This is a genomic window from Agrobacterium sp. FDAARGOS_525 (assembly GCF_003938925.1).
In the GTDB taxonomy this organism is placed as follows: domain Bacteria; phylum Pseudomonadota; class Alphaproteobacteria; order Rhizobiales; family Rhizobiaceae; genus Agrobacterium; species Agrobacterium pusense.
This window is the reverse complement of the sequence record NZ_RKIU01000003.1, coordinates 1,156,603-1,179,616: the sequence shown is the minus strand read 5'-3', so window position 1 is coordinate 1,179,616 and position 23,014 is coordinate 1,156,603. Positions and strand designations below refer to the sequence as shown.

Here is a 23,014-nt window from a genome sequence, read left to right as displayed (position 1 = left end):
AGCAACATGGGTCGGCATTTTTCGCGAAGCAACAGAAAAATCATTGCCTTAACAGAAACACCACGCGGCCTACTGGCTAATGGCCTTCGTTTTCACGGCCTCGATGTGGAAGGCAGCCGCCAGGAGCGCCCGGGTATAGTCCTGCTGTGGACTGGCGAAGATTTCCGCCGCCGGGCCGCTCTCCACCACCTTGCCGTGACGCATGACGATCAGGTCGTTGGCAAGTGCCTTCACCACCTTCAAGTCGTGGCTGATGAAGAGATAAGCGAGTTCATGCTTTGCCTGGAGATCACGCAAGAGATCGACCACCTGCGCCTGCACACTCATGTCGAGTGCCGATGTCGGCTCGTCCAGCATGACAAAACGGGGTTTAAGCACCATGGCACGGGCAATGGCGATGCGCTGGCGCTGGCCGCCGGAAAATTCATGCGGATATCGCCAGCGGGTGGCCGGATCGAGACCGACCTCTTCCAGCGCGGTGGCGACGCGCGTATCGCGTTCGTCGGCAGACAGCGACCGCTCATGCACCTTCAAGCCCTCGGCGACGATCTCACCCACCGACATGCGCGGGCTGAGTGAACCATAGGGGTCCTGAAACACGACCTGCAGCCGGTTCCTGAGCGGCTTCATCATCTCATAGGAATAGTGGTCGATCGACTGGCCGATGAAGCTGATACGTCCTTCAGATGCGATCAACCTGGAGAGCGCGAGACCAAGGGTCGTCTTTCCGGACCCGGATTCCCCGACCACGCCCACCGTCTGGCCGGCACGCAGCGTGATATCGATACCGTCCACCGCCTTCACATGGTCGACAACGCGACGCATCAGCCCCGCCTTGATGGGAAACCAGACCTTGATATCGTCGCCCTGCATGACCACAGGCTTACTGCTGTCGGAAACCGGCGGCTCGCCCTTAGGCTCCGCCGCCAGCAGGTGGCGTGTATAGGCATGCTGCGGATCGTTGAAAACCTGTTCGACGGTTCCGGTTTCTACGATCTTCCCCTTCGTCATGACGCAGACGCGGTCGGCAAATTTGCGGACGATGCCGAGGTCATGGGTGATGAACAGCATGGACATGCCGTGTTGCTTCTTCAGATCACCGAGGAGTTCAAGAATCTGAGCCTGAACCGTCACGTCCAACGCCGTCGTCGGCTCGTCGGCAATCAGCAGTTTCGGCCGGTTTGCCAGCGCCATGGCGATCATCACACGCTGTCGCTGGCCGCCGGACAATTCGTGCGGATAGGCTTTCAGGCGTTTTTCCGGTTCACGGATGCCGACCTGGCGCAGAAGCTCCAGTGTGCGTTCACGCGCCTCGCTCCCCGTGATTGCCTGATGCAGCTCAAGGATCTCTCCGATCTGACGCTCGATGGTGTGAAGCGGATTGAGCGAGGTCATCGGCTCCTGGAAGATCATGGTGATATCGTTGCCGCGCACCGCACGTAGCGAGCGCTCCGGCAATGTCAGCATGTCCTTGCCATCGAACAGGATTTTGCCCGAGGGGTGGCTTGCTGCCGGATAGGGCAGCAGTTTCAAGATGGAATTGGCTGTCACCGACTTGCCAGAGCCGGATTCGCCGACAAGGGCAACGACTTCGCCCGGCATCAGGTCAAAGGAGACGTGATCGACCGCAACACTTGTCGCGCCGCCCTGGTGGAAGGCGACGGAGAGATCGCGAACGGAGAGCAGCGGCTGGATATTTGTTTCCGTCATGGCGATCACCGGAACGTCTTGCGTGGATCGAAGGCGTCGCGAACGGCCTCGCCGATGAAAATAAGGAGCGACAGCATGATGGACATGGTGAAGAAGGCCGTGAGACCGAGCCAGGGCGCCTGAAGGTTATTCTTGCCCTGCGCGATCATCTCGCCCAGCGACGGTGAGCCCGGCGGCATACCGAAGCCCAGGAAGTCGAGCGAGGTAAGCGTGGTGATGGAGCCGGAAAGAATGAAGGGCAGGAAGGTCAGCGTCGCCACCATGGCATTGGGCAGAAGATGCCGGAACATGATCGTCCAGTTGCCGACGCCGAGCGCACGGGCGGCACGGACATATTCGAAGTTTCTGGCACGCAGGAATTCGGCACGAACGATGCCGACGAAGCCGACCCATGAAAACAGCAGCATGATCCCAAGCAACACGAAGAAACCGGGCGGCAGAATGGCCGCAATGATGAGCAGGATGTAAAGCACCGGCATGGACGACCAGATTTCGATGAAACGCTGCAAAAGCAGGTCCGTCCAGCCGCCGAAATAGCCCTGAATTGCGCCGGCGGTGACGCCGACAATGGCGGAAGCAATGGTCAGCGTCAGGCCGAACAGCACGGAGATGCGGAAGCCGTAGATCATCCGCGCCGTGACGTCGCGGGCCTGATTGTCGGTGCCGAGCCAGTTCAGATTACCAAGCGTGCAGCCGGGATCGGCATCGCCCTGCGGATAGGCCGAGCAGCGCTCCTTTTTATCCATCAGCCAGAAAGGTGCCGTGGGCGCGGAATGCGGAATATTGGAATTGACCGTCTGGTAGGAGTAGCGGATCGGTGGCCAGATCATCCAGCCATTGGCGTTGATCTCGTCCTGAATGAAAGAGGATTTGTAGTCGGTCTGGGCCAAGAACCCGCCGAATTTCTCCTCCGGATAATCCACCATGACCGGCACCAGCAGCTCGCCCTTGTAGGAGGCGAGGATGGGTTTGTCATTGGCGATGAATTCCGCCATCAGGCTCAGGAAAAACAGGATCAGGAACAGCCAGAATGACCAGTATCCACGGCGGTTTGCCTTGAAATTCTGCCAGCGGCGCTTGGTCGTCGGCGAAAACCACGGGCGCTTGGGATTTACCAGCGTCTCGGTTCCTGCAGGATGAGCGAGCGACATCACACGTCCCTCCGCTCGAAGTCGATACGCGGATCGATCCATGTGTAGATGAGGTCAGAGAGCAGGCCGACGACAAGGCCCATCAGCGAGAAGATGAACAGTGTGCCGAAGACGATCGGGTAATCCCGGTTGACGACCGAGAGATAACCGAGGCGGCCGAGACCATCCAGCGAGAAGATATTCTCGATGAGCAGTGAGCCTGTGAAAAAGGCCGAGATGAAAGCACCCGGAAAGCCGGCGATCACGATCAGCATCGCGTTGCGGAAAACATGCCCATAAAGGACCTTGCGCTCGGTGAGACCCTTGGCGCGGGCAGTAATGACATATTGCTTCTTGATCTCGTCGATGAAGGAATTTTTGGTCAAAAGCGTCGTTGTCGCAAAGGCGGAGAGCGACAGAGCGATCAACGGCAGGGTAAGATGCCAGAAATAGTCGATGATCTTCTGCCACCAGTTCAGCTGGTCGAAATTATCAGACACCAAGCCCCGCAGCGGAAACCAGTCGAAAAATGATCCGCCGGCGAAAAGCACGATGAGCAGGATGCCGAACAGGAAACTCGGCACCGCATAACCGATGATGATGATGCCTGAGGTCCAGACATCGAAGGTCGAGCCATCGGAAACGGCCTTCCTGATGCCGAGCGGAATGGAAATCACATAGGATATGATCAGAATCCAGAAACCGAGCGAGGCCGAGACCGGCAGCTTGTCAATGATGAGATCGATGACCGACGAATTGCGGAAGAAGCTGTCGCCGAAGTCGAAGCGAATGTAATTCCACATCATTTCAAGGAACCGGGTGAGCGGCGGTTTGTCAAAACCGAACTGCTTTTCGAGCTTCTTGATCAGCTCCGGATCGAGCCCCTGTGCACCGCGATATTTCGAACCGCTTTCATCGAAGCCGCCTGATTGCCCCATGAGATCGCCGCCGCCCGAGAGCCGGTCGGAGGCGCTGTCGCCCTGACCCGTCAGCTGCGCGACGACCTGTTCCACCGGCCCACCCGGGGCGAACTGGATGACAAGAAACGAAATGCCCATGATGCCGATGATGGTCGGGATCATCAGCGCCAGACGTCTGAGGATATAGGCGCCCATCAGCCTTTTCTCCCAGCCGTTCGGTCAGCGATTTTCGTCTCGGTCAAGCCCGGTCCTTTCCTCAAAGCGGCGTCACGCGAATTTCAAGCGATTCGTCTCGGCCTATGTGAATCAAGCCTTGATCGCGAAAGCAAGGCCGGCGTCATTTTCCGGCCTGGCTGGACCACCAGGCTTCAGGAAAACCGATGCCATATTCAGGCAGGTTTTCCGGGCGGATAATCGTGTTCCAATAGGCGATGAACAGCTCGCCGCGGTAGAATTGTGGAATGACATAGCTGTTGGCGAGCAGCACCCGGTCGAGCGCCCGGGCAGCAGCGACCTGCTCATCGCGATTGGGCGCAAAAATGACTTTGCGCACCAAAGCATCGACGGCCGGGTTCTTGATGCCGGCGAGGTTGTTCGATCCCTGACGATCAGCAGCCGCCGAACCCCAGTAATCGGCTTGCTCGTTGCCCGGATTGGCCGACGTCGCCCAGAGCTTGACGATAATGTCGTAATCGAAGCTGCGGGTGCGGTTCGTGAATTGCGAGGCATCGACTGTGCGGATGGTCGCGTTGATGCCGATTTTCTTCAGACTCTGGACATAAGGAAGGATTGTTCGTTCCATGCCGGCGGAATCAATCAGGAATTCCATATCGAGTTGCTGGCCGGTTTTCGCATTGACCATGCGATTGCCGCGCAGTTCATATCCCGCCTCCTTCATCAGCCTGACGGCTTCGCGCAGATTGTCGCGTTGCTTGGCCGGATCGCCCGCCACCGGATTCTTGTATTCCGTCGTGAAGACCTCAGGCGGGACCTGATCCTTTAGCTCCTGAAGCAGTTCCAGTTCGCGACCCGTCGGCAGGCCTGACGAAGCCAGTTCGCTGCCCATGAAGAAGCTGTTGATGCGCTGGAACTGGCCGTAAGCCAGCGTGCGGTTGAGTTCCTCAAAATCGAAGGCATAGTTCAGCGCCTTGCGCAGTTTCGGGTTCTGGAACTTTTCCCGCCGCATGTTCGGCACAAAGGCCTGCATGATGCCGACGGAACGGTAGATGTTCGGCAGCTCCTCCTTCTTCACCCGACCGTCTTTGACAGCGGGAAAATCATAACCCGTGACCCAGCGGCTGGAGGAAGCCTCCCGCGCGAAATCGATCGTGCCCGATTTAAACGCCTGGAATTCCACGTCCTGATCGGCAAAAAAGGTGTAGGCGATGGTTTTGAAGTTGTTCATCCCGACATTTACGTTGACGTCCTTGCCCCAATAATCGTCACGGCGTTCATAAGTGATGGTCGATCCGGGGGCGACGGCAGCGATCTTGTAGGGGCCGGAACCCATCACAGGCTCCAGCGTGCCGCGCGATATGTCACGCGGTTTGCCGTCCGGGCCGGTGCCCTCCCACCAGTGCTTGGGAACGATCAGCAATTGACCGACGATCTGCGGCAGCTCGCGATTGTTCTTTTCATCGAAGGTGAAGGTGATGTCCCTGTCACCGCTCACCTCCGCCTTGGTGACATGGGTGTAATAGGTCGCAAGCTGCGGGCTCAGGTCCTTGGCCTTTTCGAAGCTGAACACGACATCCTCAGGCGTCACAGGCTTACCATCCGCCCACTTGGCCTCCTGACGCAGGCGGAACGTCGCTTTGGAGATATCGTCGGGATAGCTGACGCCTTCCGCCAGCAAACCATAGGAGGCCGACAGTTCCTCTTCCGTCGATTTCATCAGCGTATCGAAGACGAGCGAAAGGCCCGTCGCCGCCTCGCCCTTCGCCAGCAGCGGGTTCAGCGTATCGAAGGTGCCCGATGTGGAGAGGCGCAACGTGCCGCCTTTTGGTGCATTGGTGTTTACATAATCGAAATGGTCAAATCCATCGGGATGCTTCAGCTCCCCGACCGTCGAAATCCCCTTTCGCCAGACATCGCCCGACTGGGCGGAAGCCGCCGCCGGCATCAGAAGGGCGGACGCCATAAGGGCGATAAGAAGTCGGGATTTCAGTGGTGCCAATATCATCGGGTCAATGTCCCTGTTTTGTGCCTGTTGCGGAGAGCATAAAAGAAACATTGGCAAAAAACAGATGCGCTGTCTCACAAGCTCTTTATCAGCGTCGTTATCCCGCCCTGAAGGGCAACACGAAACACGGTTTTAACAAAATCCCGTTCCAGTTTATTCTTGGGGCAAGAGAATCAACTGATCGGACGGGCACGGCTATATGACGGCGGGATCATCGAGAATTTTCAAGGCGACCATGCTGGCGATGTCGGTCGTCTCGTCGCTGCAGTTGCAGATCGAAACCGCGTCAGCCGAAGACAGGCCCGCAAAAGAAGTGTTCGGCCACATGGCGCTGCCTTCTGCCGCAGCATCCCAGCCGATCGGCTCCTATGCCAAGGGTTGCCAGTCCGGCGCAGTCGCCATGCCAACGGATGGTCCCGGCTGGCAGGCCATGCGCCTTTCGCGCAACCGGCGCTGGGGCCAGCCGCAGTTGATTTCCTTCCTTGAGCAATTTTCGCAGGACGCCCAGAAAATCGGCTGGCCGGGCCTGCTGCTTGGCGACATTTCCCAGCCGCGCGGCGGTCCGATGCTGACAGGCCATGCCTCGCACCAGATCGGCCTCGATGTAGATGTCTGGTGGCGGCCCATGCCCACGCCTCGGCTCACTGTCGAACAGCGCGAAACGGTGCCCTTCATCTCCATGCTGGACAAGAGCAAGTTTCTGACGGTTGACGACCGCAAGTGGTCGCCGCTGAATGCACGGCTGGTGATGATGGCGGCAAGTTACCCGCAGGTGGAGCGTGTTTTCGTCAACCCGGCGATCAAGCAGAAGCTCTGCCAGACCTGGACCGGCGATCGCACCTTCATGGGCAAGATCAGGCCGATCTACGGCCATGACGAGCATTTCCACATCCGTCTCGAATGCCCGCCCGGCGCGCCGAACTGCAAGCCGCAGGCCGCCGTCGGCAAGGGCGATGGCTGCGACAAGTCTCTTGCCTGGTGGTTCACCAAGGAGCCATGGGCGCCGCCGAAAAAGGACCCCAATGCCAAGCCGGTGAAACCGCGTCCCGTCATGGTTTCCGACCTGCCCGCTGCCTGCGCCGCCGTGGCCGCCGCTCCTTCCGCCAACCCCGAGGGGATTGCAGCCCAGGCTTATTCAACTTCGCCGACCCAGGCCGTGCGCCAGCAAAGCGTGGAACAGGTCATTCAGGCGGCCCCCGCCCTGCAGCCGCCTTCGGATATTCCACTTCCGACCCAGCGCCCGACATTGAACTGAAACAGAAATGAAGCATTCAACAGCTTCCCTTTTCAAATGGCGGCAAGCTGTTATAGAAGGCTTCAAATCGATTTAATTCTACGGGGACGGGCTGGGACCATGGAAGGACAACGCTGTATCGCGCTCATCGCTCACGACGAGAAAAAGGACGATATGGCGGATTTCGCCCGTCATCACCAGAAGGCGCTTGCCAATTTCAAGATTGTCGCAACCGGCACCACCGGTGGACGGGTGCAGGAAGCCTGCCCCGGGCTTGAAGTCATTCGCCTCAAAAGCGGCCCTCTCGGCGGCGACCAGCAGATCGGCGCGATGATCGCCACTGGCCAAGTGGACATGCTGATCTTCTTCACCGATCCACTGACGGCAATGCCGCATGATGTCGACGTGAAGGCTTTGACGAGGCTTGCCACGGTCTATGATATTCCCATGGCGCTCAACCGCGCCACCGCAGAAAATCTCATCGACTTCCACGTCGCCAACTGACCCTCCCACCATGGAACAGGCAATGCCGAAGACGTCCGATACCGAATATCTGTCCTTTCCAATCCTTCTTGGCGACATCGGCGGCACCAATGCCCGCTTTTCCATCCTGATCGATTCCTTTGCGGAGCCTGTGCACCTCACAACGGTGAAGACGGCGGAATACCCAACCATTGACGACGCCATCCAGCAGGCTGTTCTGGACAAGACCTCGCTTCAGCCCGTCTCGACCATTCTTGCCATTGCCGGCCCGATCGAAGGTGACGAGATACCGCTCACCAACTGCCATTGGGTCGTCAAGCCGAAGGGAATGCTCGCCAATCTCGGCCTGAAGGACGTCATCGTCATCAATGACTTCGAGGCGCAGGCGCTCGCGATTGCGGCTCTGGATGACAACAACCGTGACGCCATCGGCTCCGGCAAAAAAGACGTGCTGGCCTCCCGCGTCGTTCTTGGACCGGGCACGGGACTTGGTGTGGCCGGTCTGGTTTATGCGCGCCATATGTGGTTTCCGGTTCCGGGCGAAGGCGGCCATATCGATATCGGCCCGAGAAGCGCGCGTGACTACGCGGTTTTCCCGCATATCGAAACCATCGAAGGTCGCGTCGCAGGCGAACAGATTCTGTGCGGGCGCGGGCTGGTCAATCTTTACCGCGCCGTCTGCAAGGCCGATGGCATCGAAGCCGTCTTTTCCGATCCGGCCGATATTACCGCGCAGGGGCTCACGGGCGAGAATGCACAGGCCAAAGAAACGCTTTCGCTTTTCAGCACCTATCTCGGCCGCGTGGCGGGTGACCTCGCGCTAATCTTCATGGCCAAGGGCGGCGTTTATCTCGCGGGCGGCATTTCGCAGAAGATCATTCCGGCGCTCAAGAGCCCGGAATTCCGGACCGCCTTTGAAGACAAGGCGCCGCACAGTGCGCTGATGCGGACCATCCCCACTTTCGTCGTCACCCACCCGCAGGCGGCCCTTTCCGGCCTCGCCACCTATGCGAGAACACCTTCCGATTTCGGCCTGGCGCTGGACGGGCGGCGCTGGAGGGTCTGATCGCCCGAACCGTTCCGACGTGATGCTTGCGAAGCGGGCGGACGGTCTTTAACGTCAATGCGGAACACATCAAACATCCGATACCGGCGGGTTCCGATCCGCCCGACATGAGAAGTGAGTGACAGCATGGGCAGCAGCGGCATGAAACTGGTGGTGGTCGGCGCGGCGGGCCGCATGGGACAGGCGTTGATCCGCCTCATTCACCAGACGCCGGGCGTTCAGCTGCATGCTGCGGTCGCGCGCGAGGGTTCGGCCTTTGTCGGCCGCGATGCCGGGGAGATTGCCGGTCTCGGCCCCATCGGCGTCGAAATCACCAGCGATCCGCTGCAGGCATTTCTCCACGCCGAAGGGGTGATCGACTTCACTTCACCGGCAACCAGCGTCACCTTTGCCGGTCTCGCTGCACAGGCCCGCATCGTGCATGTCATCGGCACCACGGGCTGCGCGCAGGAAGATGAGGAAAAATTCAAGGCGGCGTCGCGCCATGCCCGCATCGTCAAGTCGGGCAATATGAGCCTCGGTGTCAACCTGCTCAGCGTCTTGACGCAGCAGGCGGCGCAGGCGCTGGATGCGCAGAACTGGGATATCGAAATCCTGGAAATGCACCACAAGCACAAGGTGGATGCACCTTCCGGCACAGCGCTGCTGCTGGGCGAAGCCGCCGCCGCCGGCCGCAACGTCGATCTTTCCACGTCATCCGTTCGTGTGCGTGACGGCCATACCGGGGCGCGTGAGACCGGAACCATCGGCTTTGCCACCCTGCGCGGTGGTTCGGTGATCGGTGAACATTCTGTCATCTTCGCCGGCGAAGGCGAGCGCGTCGAACTTTCCCATTACGCTGGCGACCGCTCCATCTTCGCGCGCGGCGCAATCACGGCAGCGGTCTGGGCCTTCGACAAGAAGCCCGGTTTCTATTCGATGCTGGATGTGCTGGGGTTGTCGCAGGCGGAATAGTCTTCCACCTCGATTTTGACCCTAGTTTTCCACCGTGAATTCGACCGTATCGGCCGAGAAGCGGCTGATGGCGTATTGCACCGGCACGCCGTCCATATCTGCGTTCAGCGCCTGTGTTATAAGCAGGATGGCGCCTGGTGACAATTCGAGATCGGCGAGATCGCGCGTATCCGCGTGACTAGCGGAAATGACGGTCGAAATGCGCACGTAGTCAGCCACGCCAAGCATCTTGAACGCAGCCGTAATGGAGCCGCTTTTCTGATAAGCCTCTCCTATTCCGGCAAAACGGTCGGCGGGGAACCACGTGGTCGAGCGAGAGACCGGGCGAGTATCCGCCTTTCGGAGCGTTTCGAGACGTATGAGCGGCGTACCCAGCGGCAATTGCAGTCGCGCCGCCAGATCGGCATTGGCCGGCTCGGTGATGTGGGAAAGCAGCAGCGCCTCCATTTCCTTTACCTGATCGCCGATGCCAGCCGTAAAGCGCGTGCGCAGCGATATCGGAAAGCTCAAACGCTCCTTGCGGGCGATGATCGTGCCGCGTCCCTGCATCGGCTCGAGTATGCCCTCGCTCGCCAGTGCGGCAATGGCACTCCGGACAGTATGGCGGTTGACGCCGAATTTTTGCGCCAATGTCATTTCTGGCGGTAACATTCCGGTTTCGTCGTGATCACCAGCGGCGATTTCGCCTCTGATCCGGTCGGCAATCTGCCGCCAGAGCGCCACTCCATTCTTTCTTTTCATCGTTGCCGAAGGGCTCATGTCACACGCTTGTCATTCATCGCCATTACTTGTAGCTTATATTGTATAGTTGTCTATATCAATAGACATTAGAGGTCAAGCGATGACGAACGATGCGGCAGACATACACGCAGGCAGAAAAAGAGCGGCAGCGCTCCTTGCCCGTGCCACGGTTCAGGAACTTGAAACGGCCTGGACCCGCCAGGGTGAGCACCCCAAAACGGAAACCGTACGCGGGCCGGAAACCGGGCTGGTGATGGTCAAGGGCCGGATCGGCGGTGGCGGCGCTCCTTTCAACCTCGGTGAAACGACAGTCACCCGGGCGACGATCAAGTTGGCCTCCGGCACCGTTGGTCATGCGCATGTTCTCGGCACCGGCCGCAAAAAAGCCTGGTACGCCGCCGTTTTCGATGCGCTCTGGCAGGAAAGCCCGACACGGGATTTCATTGAGACCGAGCTTCTCTCGCCTCTCGAAAAAAGGCTGACCGCAGAGAAAGAGCGGACAATGAAAGAGACTGCCGCCACACGGGTCGATTTCTTTACCATGGTTCGAGGAGAAGATTGATGGGTGTCAAGGCCGAAGCACTGACGGGCGGTTTCTCCGACGCCGTCTTCGATTCCCAACGGGTTTTCAAAAAACTGATGGACGGCATGGCCCGTCCGGGCACCACACAGGCGGTCGAAACAGCAGTCTTTCCGCCGCTGCCGCTTGCCGCGGCGACCGGAGCGGTTCTGCTGGCGCTCTGTGACCATGACACTCCGGTCTGGCTGAGCAGCGCACTGCGAAAAACCGCTGTCCCCGGCTGGATCGGTTTTCACACTGGCGCAGCTGCGACAGAAGAAAAGGGCACGGCACATTTCGCGGTCTTCGAGGCCGGCAGCGCCATTTCGTCCTTCGGTCTCTTCGCCCTGGGAAGCCAGGAATATCCCGACCGTTCCACCACGCTCATCATCGAGTTGCCTGATCTCGATGGCGGTCGGGAACTGCAGCTTTCCGGCCCTGGCATCCGCCACGTCAACGTGATCAGTCCTTCCGGTCTGCCCGACATATTACCGAGGCTCTGGGCGGAGAACAACGCTTTCTTCCCGCGCGGCGTCGACGTGATCCTGACGGCTGGCGATAAATTCGTCTGCCTGCCGCGCACGACGCGCATCAAACTCGTGGAGTCATAAGATGTATGTTGCTGTCAAAGGCGGTGAAACCGCCATCGCCAATGCCCACCGGCTTCTGGCCGACAAGCGGCGCGGAGACCGGGACCTGCCGGCCATGACGGTCGCGCAGATCGTTTCACAGCTTTCGCTCGCTGTCGACAGGGTGATGGCGGAAGCGTCTCTCTACGATCAGTCGCTCGCAGCCCTTGCCATCAAGCAAGCGCGCGGCGACATGATCGAAGCTATCTTTCTGCTGCGTGCGTACCGCACCACGCTGCCGCGCTTCGGTTACTCGGTACCGGTGGACACAGCTGATATGACGGTGAAGCGGCGCGTTTCCGCGACTTACAAGGACCTGCCGGGTGGACAATTGCTGGGGCCGACCTTCGATTATACCCACCGCCTGCTCGACCCCTCTCTTCTCGAAGACCAAACGGTCGAAGCAGCAACCCAGCGGGATAGCGAGCCGGAACATGTCATGCGCGTTTCCGATATTCTCGCCCAGGAAGGGCTGATCGAAAGCGATGGCGAGTTGCCGGACGACCATATTTCCGGTGACCTGACGCGGGAACCGATGGAATTCCCGATGTCGCGCGATCTGCGCCTGCAATCACTGGCACGCGGCGATGAGGGTTTTCTTCTGGCGCTCGCTTACTCCACGCAGCGCGGCTACGGCCGGACACATCCTTTTGTCGGCGAGATTCGCATCGGTGAAGTTGAAATCCAGCTAGACGTGCCGGAACTTGGCTTCTCGGTCTCATTGGGCGATATCCAGGTTACCGAATGCCAGATGGTGAACCAGTTCAAGGGTTCGTCCAAGGCCCCTCCGCAATTCACGCGCGGTTATGGCTTGGTGTTTGGTCAGAGCGAGCGCAAGGCGATGGCGATGTCGCTGGTCGACCGTGCACTACGCGCCGGCGAATTCGGCGAAGATGTCGTAGCGCCAGCGCAGGACGAAGAATTTGTCATCTCACACGCCGATAACGTGCAGGCAACGGGCTTCGTCGAACATCTGAAACTGCCGCATTACGTGGATTTCCAGGCTGAACTCGGACTCGTCCGAAAAATGCGTGCTGATTTCGAAGCAACGAACGCGACTGGCGCGGAATGGATGGGCGATGCGGCCGAATGACTCAGCGGCTGTGCTGCTCGCCAAACCAGTAAGCACAAAAGACGGTCGTTGCTGCAAAGACAGCAAAGAACACGGCTACAAGAATTCCAATCTCCATGAGCTTGTACTCCTTTTTTCACAAGGCTAACGCGCAATGCTTGAAGAAGTTTCATTTGACGACGGACTGGCTGCCTACAACTTCGCCTATCTGGACGAACAGACCAAGCGGATGATCCGCCGGGCAATCCTGAAAGCCATCGCGATTCCGGGTTATCAGGTTCCCTTCGCTTCCCGTGAAATGCCCATGCCCTATGGCTGGGGCACGGGCGGTGTGCAATTGACCGCCTCCATTCTTGGCCCCGACGACGTGCTGAAGGTAATCGACCAGGGAGCCGATGACACGACCAATGCGGTTTCCATCCGCGCCTTCTTCCAGAAGGTGTCGAATGTTGCCGTCACGACCCGAACGAAGGATGCCACCATCATCCAGACGCGGCACCGCATTCCGGAAGAGGAACTGCATTCGGGCCAGGTGCTTGTCTATCAGGTACCCATTCCCGAGCCGTTGCGTTTCCTCGAGCCGCGCGAGACCGAAACGCGCGTCATGCACGCGCTGGAGGAATATGGCCTGATGCACGTCAAGCTCTATGAGGACATTGCCCGCAACGGCCGCATCTCCACCACCTACGCCTATCCGGTGAAGGTGGCCGGGCGTTATGTGATGGATCCATCGCCAACCCCGAAATTCGACAACCCGAAAATGCACATGTCGGACGCGTTGCAGCTGTTCGGTGCCGGGCGCGAGAAGCGCATCTATGCTGTACCGCCCTACACCGACGTCGTCAGCCTCGATTTCGAGGATCATCCTTTTGAAATCCAGCGCTTCGACAAGCCCTGCGCGCTGTGCGGCGCAGAAAATGTCTATCTCGACGAGGTGGTGCTTGATGACAGAGGCGGACGGATGTTCGTCTGCTCCGATACCGATCATTGCGAGGACCGCCGCGCCCATGGCCACAAGGGCCATATGCTGGCGGATGTGAAGGAGGCCGCAGAATGAGCGACGCACCGCTTCTCAAAGTCCGTGACGTTTCAAAATATTACGGTGACCGAGCCGGTTGCCGCAATGTCTCTTTCGAACTTTATCCAGGTGAAGTTCTCGCCATAGTCGGCGAATCCGGTTCCGGCAAAACCACGCTCCTCAACTGCATTTCCACCCGGCTGATGCCAACGGCAGGCAGCGTGGAATATCGCATGCGCGACGGCTCTATGCGCGATCTCTACCATATGGGTGAGGCCGAACGGCGTTTCCTGATGCGCACCGACTGGGGCTTCGTGCATCAGAACCCGGCAGACGGGTTGCGAATGGCGGTTTCGGCCGGTGCAAACGTCGGCGAGCGGCTGATGGCAGTTGGCAACCGGCATTACGGGAATATCAGGCAATCGGCCAGCGAATGGCTGGAGAGGGTGGAAATCGGCACCGACCGTATCGATGATCAGCCGCGCGCCTTCTCAGGCGGCATGCGCCAGCGTTTGCAGATCGCCCGCAATCTCGTCACCTCGCCGCGCCTGGTTTTCATGGATGAGCCAACAGGTGGTCTCGATGTGTCCGTGCAGGCGCGTCTGCTTGATCTTGTGCGTGGCCTCGTTAACGATCTCGGCCTCGCCGTCGTCGTCGTCACCCACGACCTCGCGGTAGCCCGGCTGCTGTCTCACCGCATGATGGTGATGAAGGGCGGCGACGTCATCGAGCACGGCCTGACCGACCGGGTGCTGGACGATCCGCGCGAGCCCTATACGCAATTGCTTGTTTCCTCCATCTTGCAGGTTTGACGCCATGCCGACGCCTCTCATCGTTTCGGAAGTCTTCAAAAGCTTCACCATGCATCTTCGCGACGGCATCGAACTGCCTGTCGTCCGCGATGTCAATTTCTCTGTCTGCAGCGGCGAATGCGTCGTGCTCGGCGGGCCCTCCGGCATCGGCAAGAGCTCGATCCTGAAGATGCTCTATGGCAACTATGCCATAGACAGCGGACAGATTCTGATCCGCCATGAGGGTGAAGTTGTCGACATCGGCAGCGCCTCCCCTCGCACGATCCTCGACATTCGCCATCGCACCATCGGTTATGTCAGCCAATTCCTCCGCACGGTACCCCGAGTCGCCGCCATAGACGTTGTTGCCGAACCGCTTCTGGCGCGCAGGATTGCCACTGAAGAGGCACGTGAGCAGGCGGCCGCTCTGCTTTCGAAACTTAACCTGCCGCGCGAATTGTGGTCGTTGCCGCCCGCCACTTTCTCAGGTGGTGAACAACAGCGCGTCAACATCGCCCGCGGCTTCATCACCGATCATGCGATCCTGCTGCTCGACGAGCCAACTGCTTCCCTTGATGCCACCAACCGGCGTGTCGTCGTTGAGATGATCAGGGAGAAAAAGGAAAAGGGCACGGCACTGCTCGGCATCTTTCATGATGAAGAAGTGCGGGAAGCCGTGGCCGACCGCATTCTCGACGTTTCGCAGTTTTCTCCGCGGAAGGCTGCAGCATGAGTGTGAAGGTCGGCCTTGAGCCCGTCATCCACGAAACCGCCCGCGTCACCAACAGCGCGATCGGCCGCTACACCGAAATTTCGGAGCGTTGCCGCATCGAGGAGGTCGAGATGGGCGACTATTCCTATGTCATGCAGGACGGCGCCATCTGGTGCGCGACCATCGGCAAATTCGTCAACATCGCTGCCTCCGTCCGCATCAATGCCACCAATCATCCCATGCAGCGGGCGACCTTGCATCATTTCACCTATCGCGCGCGCAATTACTGGGACGATGCGGAAGACGAGACCGATTTTTTTGCCGCTCGCCGCGCCAGACGCGTTGTGATCGGTCACGATGTTTGGATCGGCCACGGCGCCACCATCCTGCCTGGGGTCGCCGTTGGAAACGGCGCGGTGATCGGAGCAGGTGCTGTCGTCTCGAGGGACGTAGCGCCCTACACCATCGTGGGAGGTGTACCCGCAAGACTGATCCGGGAGCGTTTCCCCGCAGAACTGGGCCGGCAGATGGATGACCTCCGCTGGTGGGATTGGGATCACAGAAGACTGCGCGACGCGCTCGATGATTTTCGCAGCATGGCGGCCGAGGATTTCATCATAAAATATCGCGGCTGAAACATTACAGACCTGATCGACCCCGGGAAGTTCCCGGGGTTTGCTTTTTCAGTTTGGTGTCCTGAAGACGCGGCGGGCCGGTTCCCAGACATTCGCCGGCAAACATGCGGCCGCAACACTTGAGCTCTTTGTAATATTTTCTTCATCAAACTGACATTCGCACTTCACGCACCGCTGTTACGCCGAACCCCGTCAAAAGAAGATTGGACGGGGAAATGAGCTTTCACCTGAAGCAAGTCACGCGCCGTTTCGGCAATCACACCGCGGTCGATTCCGTGAATGTCGAAATTCCGCAGGGCCAGATGGTCGGCGTGATTGGACGTTCAGGCGCCGGCAAGTCGACGCTGCTGCGCATGATCAACCGCCTCGTCGATCCGTCCTCGGGTTCCATTTATTTCAATGACACGGAAGTCTCGTCGCTGAAGGGGGCTGCACTGCGCAACTGGCAGCGCGACTGCGCCATGATCTTCCAGCAATTCAATCTTGTTCCGCGCCTCGACGTGCTCACCAATGTCATGCTTGGACGCCTCAACCACCGTTCCACGGCATTGAGCCTTTTTAACATCTTCACACATGAAGAGCGCCTGATGGCCATCGCCGCGCTGGAGCGGCTCGGCATCGAGCATGTGGCCATGCAGGCGGCCGGTACGCTTTCCGGCGGTCAGCAGCAGCGCGTCGCCATCGCCCGCGCCCTGATGCAGTCTCCGAAGATGGTCCTTGCCGACGAGCCGATCGCCTCGCTCGACCCGCTGAACGCCAAGATCGTGATGGACGCGCTGCGCGACATCAATGAGCGTGAAGGTATCACCGTCATTACCAACCTGCACACGCTGGATACCGCGCGCAACTATTGCGAACGCATCATCGGCATGTCTCAGGGCCGGGTCGTGTTCGACGGAACGCCCGCCGAACTGACGGCCGCAGCCGTTACCGAGATTTACGGAACCGATTCTCAGGGATCCGGCATCGACGAGACCATGACCTCGACCAGCATCAATATTCCCGGCGCGCAGCTTGCCGCGCGTCCGGTGCAGCAATCTGCCGGTCCCGAACCGCTCGCTCTCGCCGGGCTCTGAGGGAACCGCCCAGCATCGTTTGCGCCCGCGTCAAGGGCCGATGGTTCACAACAAACTCCGGCTTGCCGGGAAACAGGAGAAAGTCCATGTTGAAGAAAATCCTTCTTTCGGCAGTCGCCCTTGGCGTTCTGGCCGGTTCCGCCATGGCCCAGGACGTCAAGGTCCTGCGCATCGGTCTCGACGGTTCCGAAAACGAAGCGGACCAGATCCGCAACACGAAGTGCGTAGCCGATGGCCTGAAGGCCGCGACCGGCGTTTCCGAAGTTCAGATCTTCCCATCGCCGGACTATAACGGCGTCATCCAGGGTCTGCTCGGCGGCACCATCGACATCGCCTCCATGGGCGCTTCTTCCTACGCCAAGATCGCCCTGGCCGATCCGAAGGCCGTTGATCCGATTCTGACCACCGCCGGCGCTGACGGCTCGACCGGTTACTACACGATCATGGTTGCCCGCAAGGACAGCGGCATCAAGACGCTGGCTGATGCCAAGGGCAAGAAGATCGGCTTCGCGGACCCGGATTCCACTTCCGGCTTCCTCGTTCCGAACGTCGCTATTCCGAAGGAAACCGGCGTTCCGGTCAAGGAATACTTCTCCGAAACCGGCTTTGGCGGCGGCCATGAGAACCTCGTTCTCGCCGTTCTCGACAAGAAGTTCGATGTCGGCACCACCTTTGGTTCGGGCGTGGGCAAGTGGGAAGAAGGCTACACGGCCGGCAACCTCTACCAGATGGTCAAGAAGGGCAACCTTGACATGGACGATATCGTCGAAGTCTGGAAGTCGCCACTGATCCCGAACGGCCCGCTGATGGTCACCAACAAGCTCGGCGACGCGATGAAGCAGAAGGTCGAAAACTTCTTCATGGAACTGCCGAAGAAGGACCTCGCCTGCTTCCAGGGCTTCACCCAGGGCAAGAACACCGCCTACATCAAGGTCGATCCGTCTTTCTACCAGACGATCATCGACGCCCGTAAGTCGGTTATCGGCGGCTGATCCTCAGATCATATCCGGAAGCGGCGGTGCCTTGCGGCGCCGCCGCTTTTGCAAATAAAGGAAAAGCGGCATGGCGACCACACTGCACCATGGTACCTTCTCGCCAGAAGGATTGAGCGCATCGTCCCAGACGGTCATGCGTCATTATCAACAGCAGCTTGCGACTCGGCGAATCTATACCGTCATTTCGCTCGTGATCTTTCTCGTCATCCTTGCCGCCTCCCTGAATTTCGCCAATGCGGCCAACTCAGGCAAATTTTTCGAGCGCCTGCCCTATTTCTTCGATTTCATGAAGACCTTCGTACCCGATAGTCCGCTGGAAATCTTCCGGGCCATGTTTGACCTGCCGTCGCCCTATGCGGACGGTTCGCTGAAATACAACTATGTCGCGGATCGCGTTTACATCACCAGCGGTTTCTACATCCCGCACTTCATCTACCAGCTGATCATCACTCTCAATATTGCGCTGGTCTCGACAATCATCGGCACCGGCTTCGCCTTCGTGCTCTGCTTCTTCGCCTCCACCAATCTCGTTGGCGCCGGCCTTGTGCGCTGGTTGGTGCGCCGGGTGATGGAAGTGCTGCGCGCCTTTCCTGAAATCGTCGTCGCCGGGCTTTTGACAGCCATTCTGTCGATCGGTCCGATCGCGGCGATCATCGCAATCTCGGTCCATACCATCGGCGCTCTCGGCAAGCTCTTCTTCGAAGTGGTGGAAAATGCCGACATGAAGCCGGATGAAGGCCTGCGCGCCGCCGGTGCCAACTGGCTGGAGCGGGTGCGTTTCGCCATCGTGCCGCAGGTGCTGCCAAATTTCGTTTCTTATGCGCTGTTGCGCGCCGAAATCAACGTGCGCGCCTCCACCATCATCGGCGCCGTGGGCGGCGGCGGCATCGGCGAAGTGTTCCGGCTGTCCATCGGCAATGATCATGCGTCGAAGACCTATGCCATCATCATTCTGCTGCTGATCACCATCATCGCCGTCGATCAGTTTTCCGGCTGGCTGCGCCGCAGGCTGATCGGCCATCAATCCTTCGAATTCGGACGGGGAGCGGCCTGATGTCTTCCAGCTTCATTCTCAACACTGCCGAGCGCGAGAGGCTGACGGCTGCGCATCCTGAGGTATTCAATCGCAGTTTCATGCAGCGATATGGTCTGCTTGTCGGACTTCTTGCCGTCACCGCCTACCTCGTCGGCTGCTTTTTCCTCTTCAATGTTGGTCCGGCTTTCATGCAGGGCCGATGGGATCGCGCCTCCAGCTACATCCAGGACTGGTATTCCTGGCGCGCCCAACCGCGCCTCCGTTTCGAAGCCGGCAAGGTTGAACCGCAATGGTCGAGCCGCGGTCAATATCCGGTCGATGCGAAGATCGACTGGCTGCAACCCCTGCCCGATGGCGGTTACAGCGTTGTTTATGTGGGTTCGGAAAACCGCCTCGATGTGACGCCAACCCGCGTGGATGTCTATGTCGACGGCAAGAACTATCCCGTCATGATCAACGACGACGGCGTTGTTGCACCACAGGGGCTGCCTGCCGAAATCCAGCAGGACGGCAAGAAGGTGCTGGTGCATTACGGTTTCGCCGGTCAGGCGGAAATCCGCACCAGTCAGGTTTATGTGCAGCGCCGTTTCCTTGGATGGGCGAACTTCCTGTTCGATACGAAATCGGAATTCTGGGGCAAGGGTTATGGCGAGCTTGCCGCTCTCGCTCTCTGGGAAGAGAGGCTCGATCCCGCGCGCTCCAATCTCAGCCATATGGTCGATGATTTTCTCGACAACAGTGTCTGGCAACACGCCGACATCCTGTCCAAGCTGATGCAAACGCTGGTCATGGCTTTCGTGGGTACGCTTTTCGGCACCGTCGTTGCCCTGCCGCTCGCCTTTATCGCCGCACGCAACATCACCGCGAACAGGGCGGCGAACTGGGGCATGAAGCGCCTTTTCGATTTTCTGCGCTCGATCGACATGCTCATCTGGGCACTGTTCTTCACCCGCAGCTTCGGCCCGGGACCGATCCCCGGCATTGCCGCGATCTTCTTCACCGATACCGGCGCGCTCGGAAAGGTCTATGCCGAGGCGCTGGAGAATGTCGACGACAAGCAGCGCGAGGGTGTCAAATCGGTCGGCGCCTCGCCGATTGCCGTCAATCGCTTCGGCGTGCTGCCGCAGGTTCTGCCGGTGTTCATTTCACAGTCACTCTATTTCTGGGAGAGCAACACCAGGTCCGCCACCATCATCGGTGCGGTGGGAGCCGGGGGTATCGGCCTGAAACTGCTGGAAGCGATGGGCACCAATGCCGACTGGGACAAGGTGGCCTATATGGTCCTGCTGATCCTGTTCGTCGTTTTCCTGTTCGACCACATTTCTAACTCGCTGCGTTCGCGTCTGATCGGAAAAACGCAGCATTAAACCCGGTAAGGCGGGACTTCACGTGACGCCGCAAGCGTTCGTCATCCCGCCCCGCACATCAGGAGAAGCAACTGATCCTTTCTCCGTTCCGCGTCCGTAGGGCTAACTTATCCCCAAGCGCACCCGGAACCTCTATGAGGTTCCGGGTGCGCTTTTTTCCATCCGCATCATCATTCTGTCACGGAAAGAGATTACTTCGCACTCCTGACCTTGCGGGAGGCGGGCGAGTCACGCCAAATAGCTTCTCATCCCTGGTTTTCCATGACACCGAAGAGTGCTTGCCGTGCGCTATGCCATCTATTTTTCTCCGGCTAAAGATCATCCTCTGACCGAAACGGCATCCCGCTGGCTTGGACGAAACGCGTTTTCCGGCAGACTGCATGATGACCATGCCGACTATGCGGAGATGACGGAAGAGCCCCGCCGTTATGGCTTCCACGCAACCCTGAAAGCGCCTTTCGAGCTGTCCGAGAAATACAGCGAAGCAGAGCTGCTGGTGGCCGTGGCGGACTTTGCTGCAAGCCAGCCGGCCTTTGACATTCCGCGTATCGTGGTTGGTGCACTTGGGCCATTCTTCGCCCTGGTGCCGGATCGCATTTACCAGCCGCTGCAAGACTTTGCAGCGGAGATCGTGGATCATTTCGACCGGTTCCGCGCCCCCCTGTCCGAAACAGATATTGCCCGCCGCCGGCCGCAGATGCTGACCGAAAGCCAGCGGGAAAATCTTTCGCTCTGGGGCTATCCGCATGTCATGGATGATTTCCGTTTTCACATGACGCTGACCGGCCGGATCGACGAAAGCGAACAGCCCGCCGTGCGTGAGCTTCTCACCGCACGATTTGCCGAATTCACCGACAAACCCCTCACCGTTTCCGGCCTCGCCCTGTTCATTGAAGAAACGCGCGGCGCCCCCTTCACCGTTCACAGCTGGCACCCGCTTGGCCAGCAGCCAAAGGAAGATGCGACACCATGACTGAGCACGCCCTTTCCAACGCCCGTATCGTTCTGGAAGACGATATTATTCTGGGCTCCGTTCTGATCCGCGACGGCAAGATCGCCGATATCAGCGAAGGCGCCTCCAAGACCGGAGAAGATCTTGAAGGCGATTTCCTGATTCCCGGCCTGGTGGAACTGCATACCGACCATCTCGAGCAGCATTATTCGCCGCGCCCCGGTGTCATCTGGGACAAGATTGCCGCCATTCAGGCCCATGACGCACAGGTGGCGGCCTCCGGCATCACCACCGTATTCGATTGCCTGCGACTTGGCTCGGATGAAGACGGTGGTTTCAAAAAAGGTGAAATGCGGGAAATGGCTGACGCCATCGAGGCGGCGGCGGATCAGAACCGCCTGCGCTCGGACCACCTGCTGCATCTGCGTTGTGAGGTCGCTTCCGCCGATGTGCTGGAGCATTTTGAAGATTTCGAAACCGATCCGCGCGTGCGGCTGATTTCGCTGATGGATCATTCCCCGGGCCAGCGCCAGTTCCAGTCGATGGACCAGTATATTTTCTATTATCAGAAGAAGCGCGGTCTGAGCGACGAGGCGTTCGCCGAATTCGTGCGGCGCAGGCAGGCGGCATCGGCGGAATATTCCGCCAAACATCGTGATTATCTGGCTGCCCGCTGCGCCGAGCGTGGAATCACCGTTGCGAGCCACGACGATGCAACCGAAGCGCATGTCGGCGAAGCAATTGGTCACGGCGTGAAGCTGGCGGAATTTCCCACCAGCGTCGAGGCGGCAAAAGCTTCGCACAGCGCCGGCATGAGTGTCTTGATGGGCGCCCCGAACATCGTTCGCGGCAAATCCCATTCCGGCAACATCGCCGCCCGCGACCTGGCCGAAATTGGTGTTCTGGATGTTCTCTCTTCCGACTACGTGCCCTTCAGCCTGCTCTTCGCGCCGTTCCTGCTTGCCGATCAGGTGGAAGCCATCACGCTGCCGGAAGCTCTGCGTATGGTCACGGCCACACCAGCGCGGACCGTTGGTCTTCACGACCGCGGCCGCATAGCCGGCGGTCTGCGGGCCGATCTGGTCCGGGTTCACCGCGAAGATGGCGTTCCCGTGGCACGTTCCGTCTGGCGTCTGGGCAAGCGCGTGGCATGACCGGCGACGGACAAGATAGCCGGCGCGAGGGATCGCCCGGAACCATGATCGTCATTGTCGGCCCCAGCGGGGCCGGCAAAGATACGCTGATGGATTATGCGGCAATGCAGCTGTCCGGCCGGCCGGGCTTTCACTTCACCCGCCGCGTCATTACCCGCAGTGGCGACGCGGGCGGTGAAAACCACGACGCAGTTTCCATGCAGGAATTCAACCGGCTTGAGAGTGAAGGCGCTTTCGCAGTCTCCTGGCAGGCGCATGGGCTGAAATATGGCATTCCGGCCGCTGTCTATCGTCAGCTGGACGCCGGGGACGTGGTTATCGCCAACGGTTCCCGGTCGGCCCTGCCTCAGTTCGGTATTGCTTTTTCCCGCCTGAAGGTCGTGAATATCGTGGCGCGACCGGAGGTTCTGGCACGAAGGCTGGAACAGCGAGGACGGGAGAGCCGCGACGATATCCTGCGACGGCTGGAACGTAGTGCTCTCTGTGTCGACGGCGATTTTGACGTGATCACTGTGGACAACAGCGGCGCGATCGAAGATGCGGGAAAAACAATGATGCAGCTTCTGGAGCAAAGCGTCCGCAACCGTACATAAAATCC

The 23,014-nt window shown here is 59.2% G+C and carries 23 protein-coding genes; 18 read left to right on the top strand and 5 right to left on the bottom strand.

Annotated elements, in window-relative coordinates; translation table 11 throughout:
- Positions 1-69: 69 nt before the first annotated feature.
- The 4 genes from EGT36_RS06865 to EGT36_RS06850 form a co-directional block, all read right to left on the bottom strand.
- The gene (locus EGT36_RS06865) at positions 70-1,710 is read right to left on the bottom strand and encodes an ABC transporter ATP-binding protein (protein WP_037089634.1); all 1,641 of its coding nucleotides are present in this window, start codon (positions 1,708-1,710) and stop codon (positions 70-72) included.
- 5 nt (positions 1,711-1,715) lie between these two features.
- A complete protein-coding gene (locus tag EGT36_RS06860; RefSeq protein ID WP_004439269.1) occupies positions 1,716-2,861 on the bottom strand; it encodes an ABC transporter permease in 1,146 nt (381 codons plus the stop codon).
- Positions 2,861-3,955, bottom strand: coding sequence for a microcin C ABC transporter permease YejB (locus EGT36_RS06855; RefSeq protein WP_022555406.1), 1,095 nt, complete (start codon positions 3,953-3,955; stop codon positions 2,861-2,863). Before EGT36_RS06855 ends, EGT36_RS06860 begins: the two co-directional genes overlap by 1 nt.
- A 142-nt stretch (positions 3,956-4,097) precedes the next feature.
- Positions 4,098-5,942: an extracellular solute-binding protein gene (locus tag EGT36_RS06850; RefSeq protein WP_037089489.1), complete on the bottom strand. Its 1,845-nt coding sequence runs from the start codon at positions 5,940-5,942 to the stop codon at positions 4,098-4,100.
- 199 nt (positions 5,943-6,141) lie between these two features.
- On the opposite strand from EGT36_RS06850, the gene mepA reads away from it, so the two are divergent.
- The 4 genes from mepA to dapB all read left to right on the top strand — a co-directional run bounded on the left by mepA (position 6,142) and on the right by dapB (position 9,679).
- A complete protein-coding gene (gene mepA / locus EGT36_RS06845) occupies positions 6,142-7,197 on the top strand; it encodes a penicillin-insensitive murein endopeptidase (protein WP_034496147.1) in 1,056 nt (351 codons plus the stop codon).
- 99 nt (positions 7,198-7,296) lie between these two features.
- On the top strand, positions 7,297-7,680 hold the full coding sequence (locus EGT36_RS06840; RefSeq protein ID WP_004439265.1) for a methylglyoxal synthase: 384 nt from the start codon (positions 7,297-7,299) through the stop codon (positions 7,678-7,680).
- 22 nt (positions 7,681-7,702) lie between these two features.
- Positions 7,703-8,725, top strand: coding sequence for a glucokinase (locus tag EGT36_RS06835; protein WP_035206560.1), 1,023 nt, complete (start codon positions 7,703-7,705; stop codon positions 8,723-8,725).
- Between the two features lie 126 nt (positions 8,726-8,851).
- A complete protein-coding gene (gene dapB / locus EGT36_RS06830; protein ID WP_022555402.1) occupies positions 8,852-9,679 on the top strand; it encodes a 4-hydroxy-tetrahydrodipicolinate reductase in 828 nt (275 codons plus the stop codon).
- A gap of 21 nt (positions 9,680-9,700) precedes the next feature.
- Here the strand turns inward: dapB and phnF are convergent, their stop codons facing one another.
- Positions 9,701-10,438, bottom strand: coding sequence for a phosphonate metabolism transcriptional regulator PhnF (gene phnF, locus EGT36_RS06825; protein WP_004439262.1), 738 nt, complete (start codon positions 10,436-10,438; stop codon positions 9,701-9,703).
- Positions 10,439-10,520: 82 nt separating this feature from the next.
- On the opposite strand from phnF, the gene phnG reads away from it, so the two are divergent.
- The 14 genes from phnG to phnN all read left to right on the top strand — a co-directional run bounded on the left by phnG (position 10,521) and on the right by phnN (position 23,009).
- Positions 10,521-10,982, top strand: coding sequence for a phosphonate C-P lyase system protein PhnG (gene phnG / locus EGT36_RS06820; RefSeq protein ID WP_037089491.1), 462 nt, complete (start codon positions 10,521-10,523; stop codon positions 10,980-10,982).
- Positions 10,982-11,590: a phosphonate C-P lyase system protein PhnH gene (phnH, locus tag EGT36_RS06815; protein ID WP_037089492.1), complete on the top strand. Its 609-nt coding sequence runs from the start codon at positions 10,982-10,984 to the stop codon at positions 11,588-11,590. Before phnG ends, phnH begins: the two co-directional genes overlap by 1 nt.
- Before the next feature lies 1 nt (position 11,591).
- A complete protein-coding gene (locus tag EGT36_RS06810) occupies positions 11,592-12,701 on the top strand; it encodes a carbon-phosphorus lyase complex subunit (protein WP_037089493.1) in 1,110 nt (369 codons plus the stop codon).
- A gap of 133 nt (positions 12,702-12,834) precedes the next feature.
- Positions 12,835-13,737, top strand: coding sequence for an alpha-D-ribose 1-methylphosphonate 5-phosphate C-P-lyase PhnJ (locus EGT36_RS06805; RefSeq protein WP_004439252.1), 903 nt, complete (start codon positions 12,835-12,837; stop codon positions 13,735-13,737).
- A complete protein-coding gene (phnK, locus tag EGT36_RS06800) occupies positions 13,734-14,510 on the top strand; it encodes a phosphonate C-P lyase system protein PhnK (RefSeq protein WP_004439249.1) in 777 nt (258 codons plus the stop codon). The genes EGT36_RS06805 and phnK overlap by 4 nt, the downstream gene beginning before the upstream one ends.
- A gap of 4 nt (positions 14,511-14,514) precedes the next feature.
- The gene (gene phnL / locus EGT36_RS06795; RefSeq protein WP_004439247.1) at positions 14,515-15,222 is read left to right on the top strand and encodes a phosphonate C-P lyase system protein PhnL; all 708 of its coding nucleotides are present in this window, start codon (positions 14,515-14,517) and stop codon (positions 15,220-15,222) included.
- Positions 15,219-15,836, top strand: a complete 618-nt coding sequence (locus tag EGT36_RS06790; RefSeq protein ID WP_035206552.1) for a transferase hexapeptide repeat family protein — start codon at positions 15,219-15,221, stop codon at positions 15,834-15,836. Before phnL ends, EGT36_RS06790 begins: the two co-directional genes overlap by 4 nt.
- A 215-nt stretch (positions 15,837-16,051) precedes the next feature.
- A complete protein-coding gene (phnC, locus tag EGT36_RS06785) occupies positions 16,052-16,912 on the top strand; it encodes a phosphonate ABC transporter ATP-binding protein (protein WP_006699785.1) in 861 nt (286 codons plus the stop codon).
- 86 nt (positions 16,913-16,998) lie between these two features.
- Positions 16,999-17,904 carry a phosphonate ABC transporter substrate-binding protein gene (gene phnD, locus EGT36_RS06780; protein ID WP_004439243.1) on the top strand — a complete coding sequence of 302 codons (906 nt, stop codon included), beginning with the start codon at positions 16,999-17,001 and terminating at the stop codon, positions 17,902-17,904.
- A 70-nt stretch (positions 17,905-17,974) separates the two neighbouring features.
- A complete protein-coding gene (gene phnE, locus EGT36_RS06775; protein ID WP_004439242.1) occupies positions 17,975-18,961 on the top strand; it encodes a phosphonate ABC transporter, permease protein PhnE in 987 nt (328 codons plus the stop codon).
- Positions 18,961-20,310 (top strand): phosphonate ABC transporter, permease protein PhnE, encoded by a 1,350-nt coding sequence (gene phnE / locus EGT36_RS06770; RefSeq protein WP_037089497.1) that lies wholly within the window; start codon positions 18,961-18,963, stop codon positions 20,308-20,310. The genes phnE (EGT36_RS06775) and phnE (EGT36_RS06770) overlap by 1 nt, the downstream gene beginning before the upstream one ends.
- A gap of 274 nt (positions 20,311-20,584) precedes the next feature.
- Positions 20,585-21,283 (top strand): DUF1045 domain-containing protein, encoded by a 699-nt coding sequence (locus EGT36_RS06765; RefSeq protein WP_169692069.1) that lies wholly within the window; start codon positions 20,585-20,587, stop codon positions 21,281-21,283.
- A complete protein-coding gene (locus tag EGT36_RS06760; protein WP_004439239.1) occupies positions 21,280-22,416 on the top strand; it encodes an alpha-D-ribose 1-methylphosphonate 5-triphosphate diphosphatase in 1,137 nt (378 codons plus the stop codon). The genes EGT36_RS06765 and EGT36_RS06760 overlap by 4 nt, the downstream gene beginning before the upstream one ends.
- A complete protein-coding gene (phnN, locus tag EGT36_RS06755) occupies positions 22,413-23,009 on the top strand; it encodes a phosphonate metabolism protein/1,5-bisphosphokinase (PRPP-forming) PhnN (RefSeq protein ID WP_037089499.1) in 597 nt (198 codons plus the stop codon). The genes EGT36_RS06760 and phnN overlap by 4 nt, the downstream gene beginning before the upstream one ends.
- The last annotated feature ends 5 nt before the right edge of the window (positions 23,010-23,014 follow it).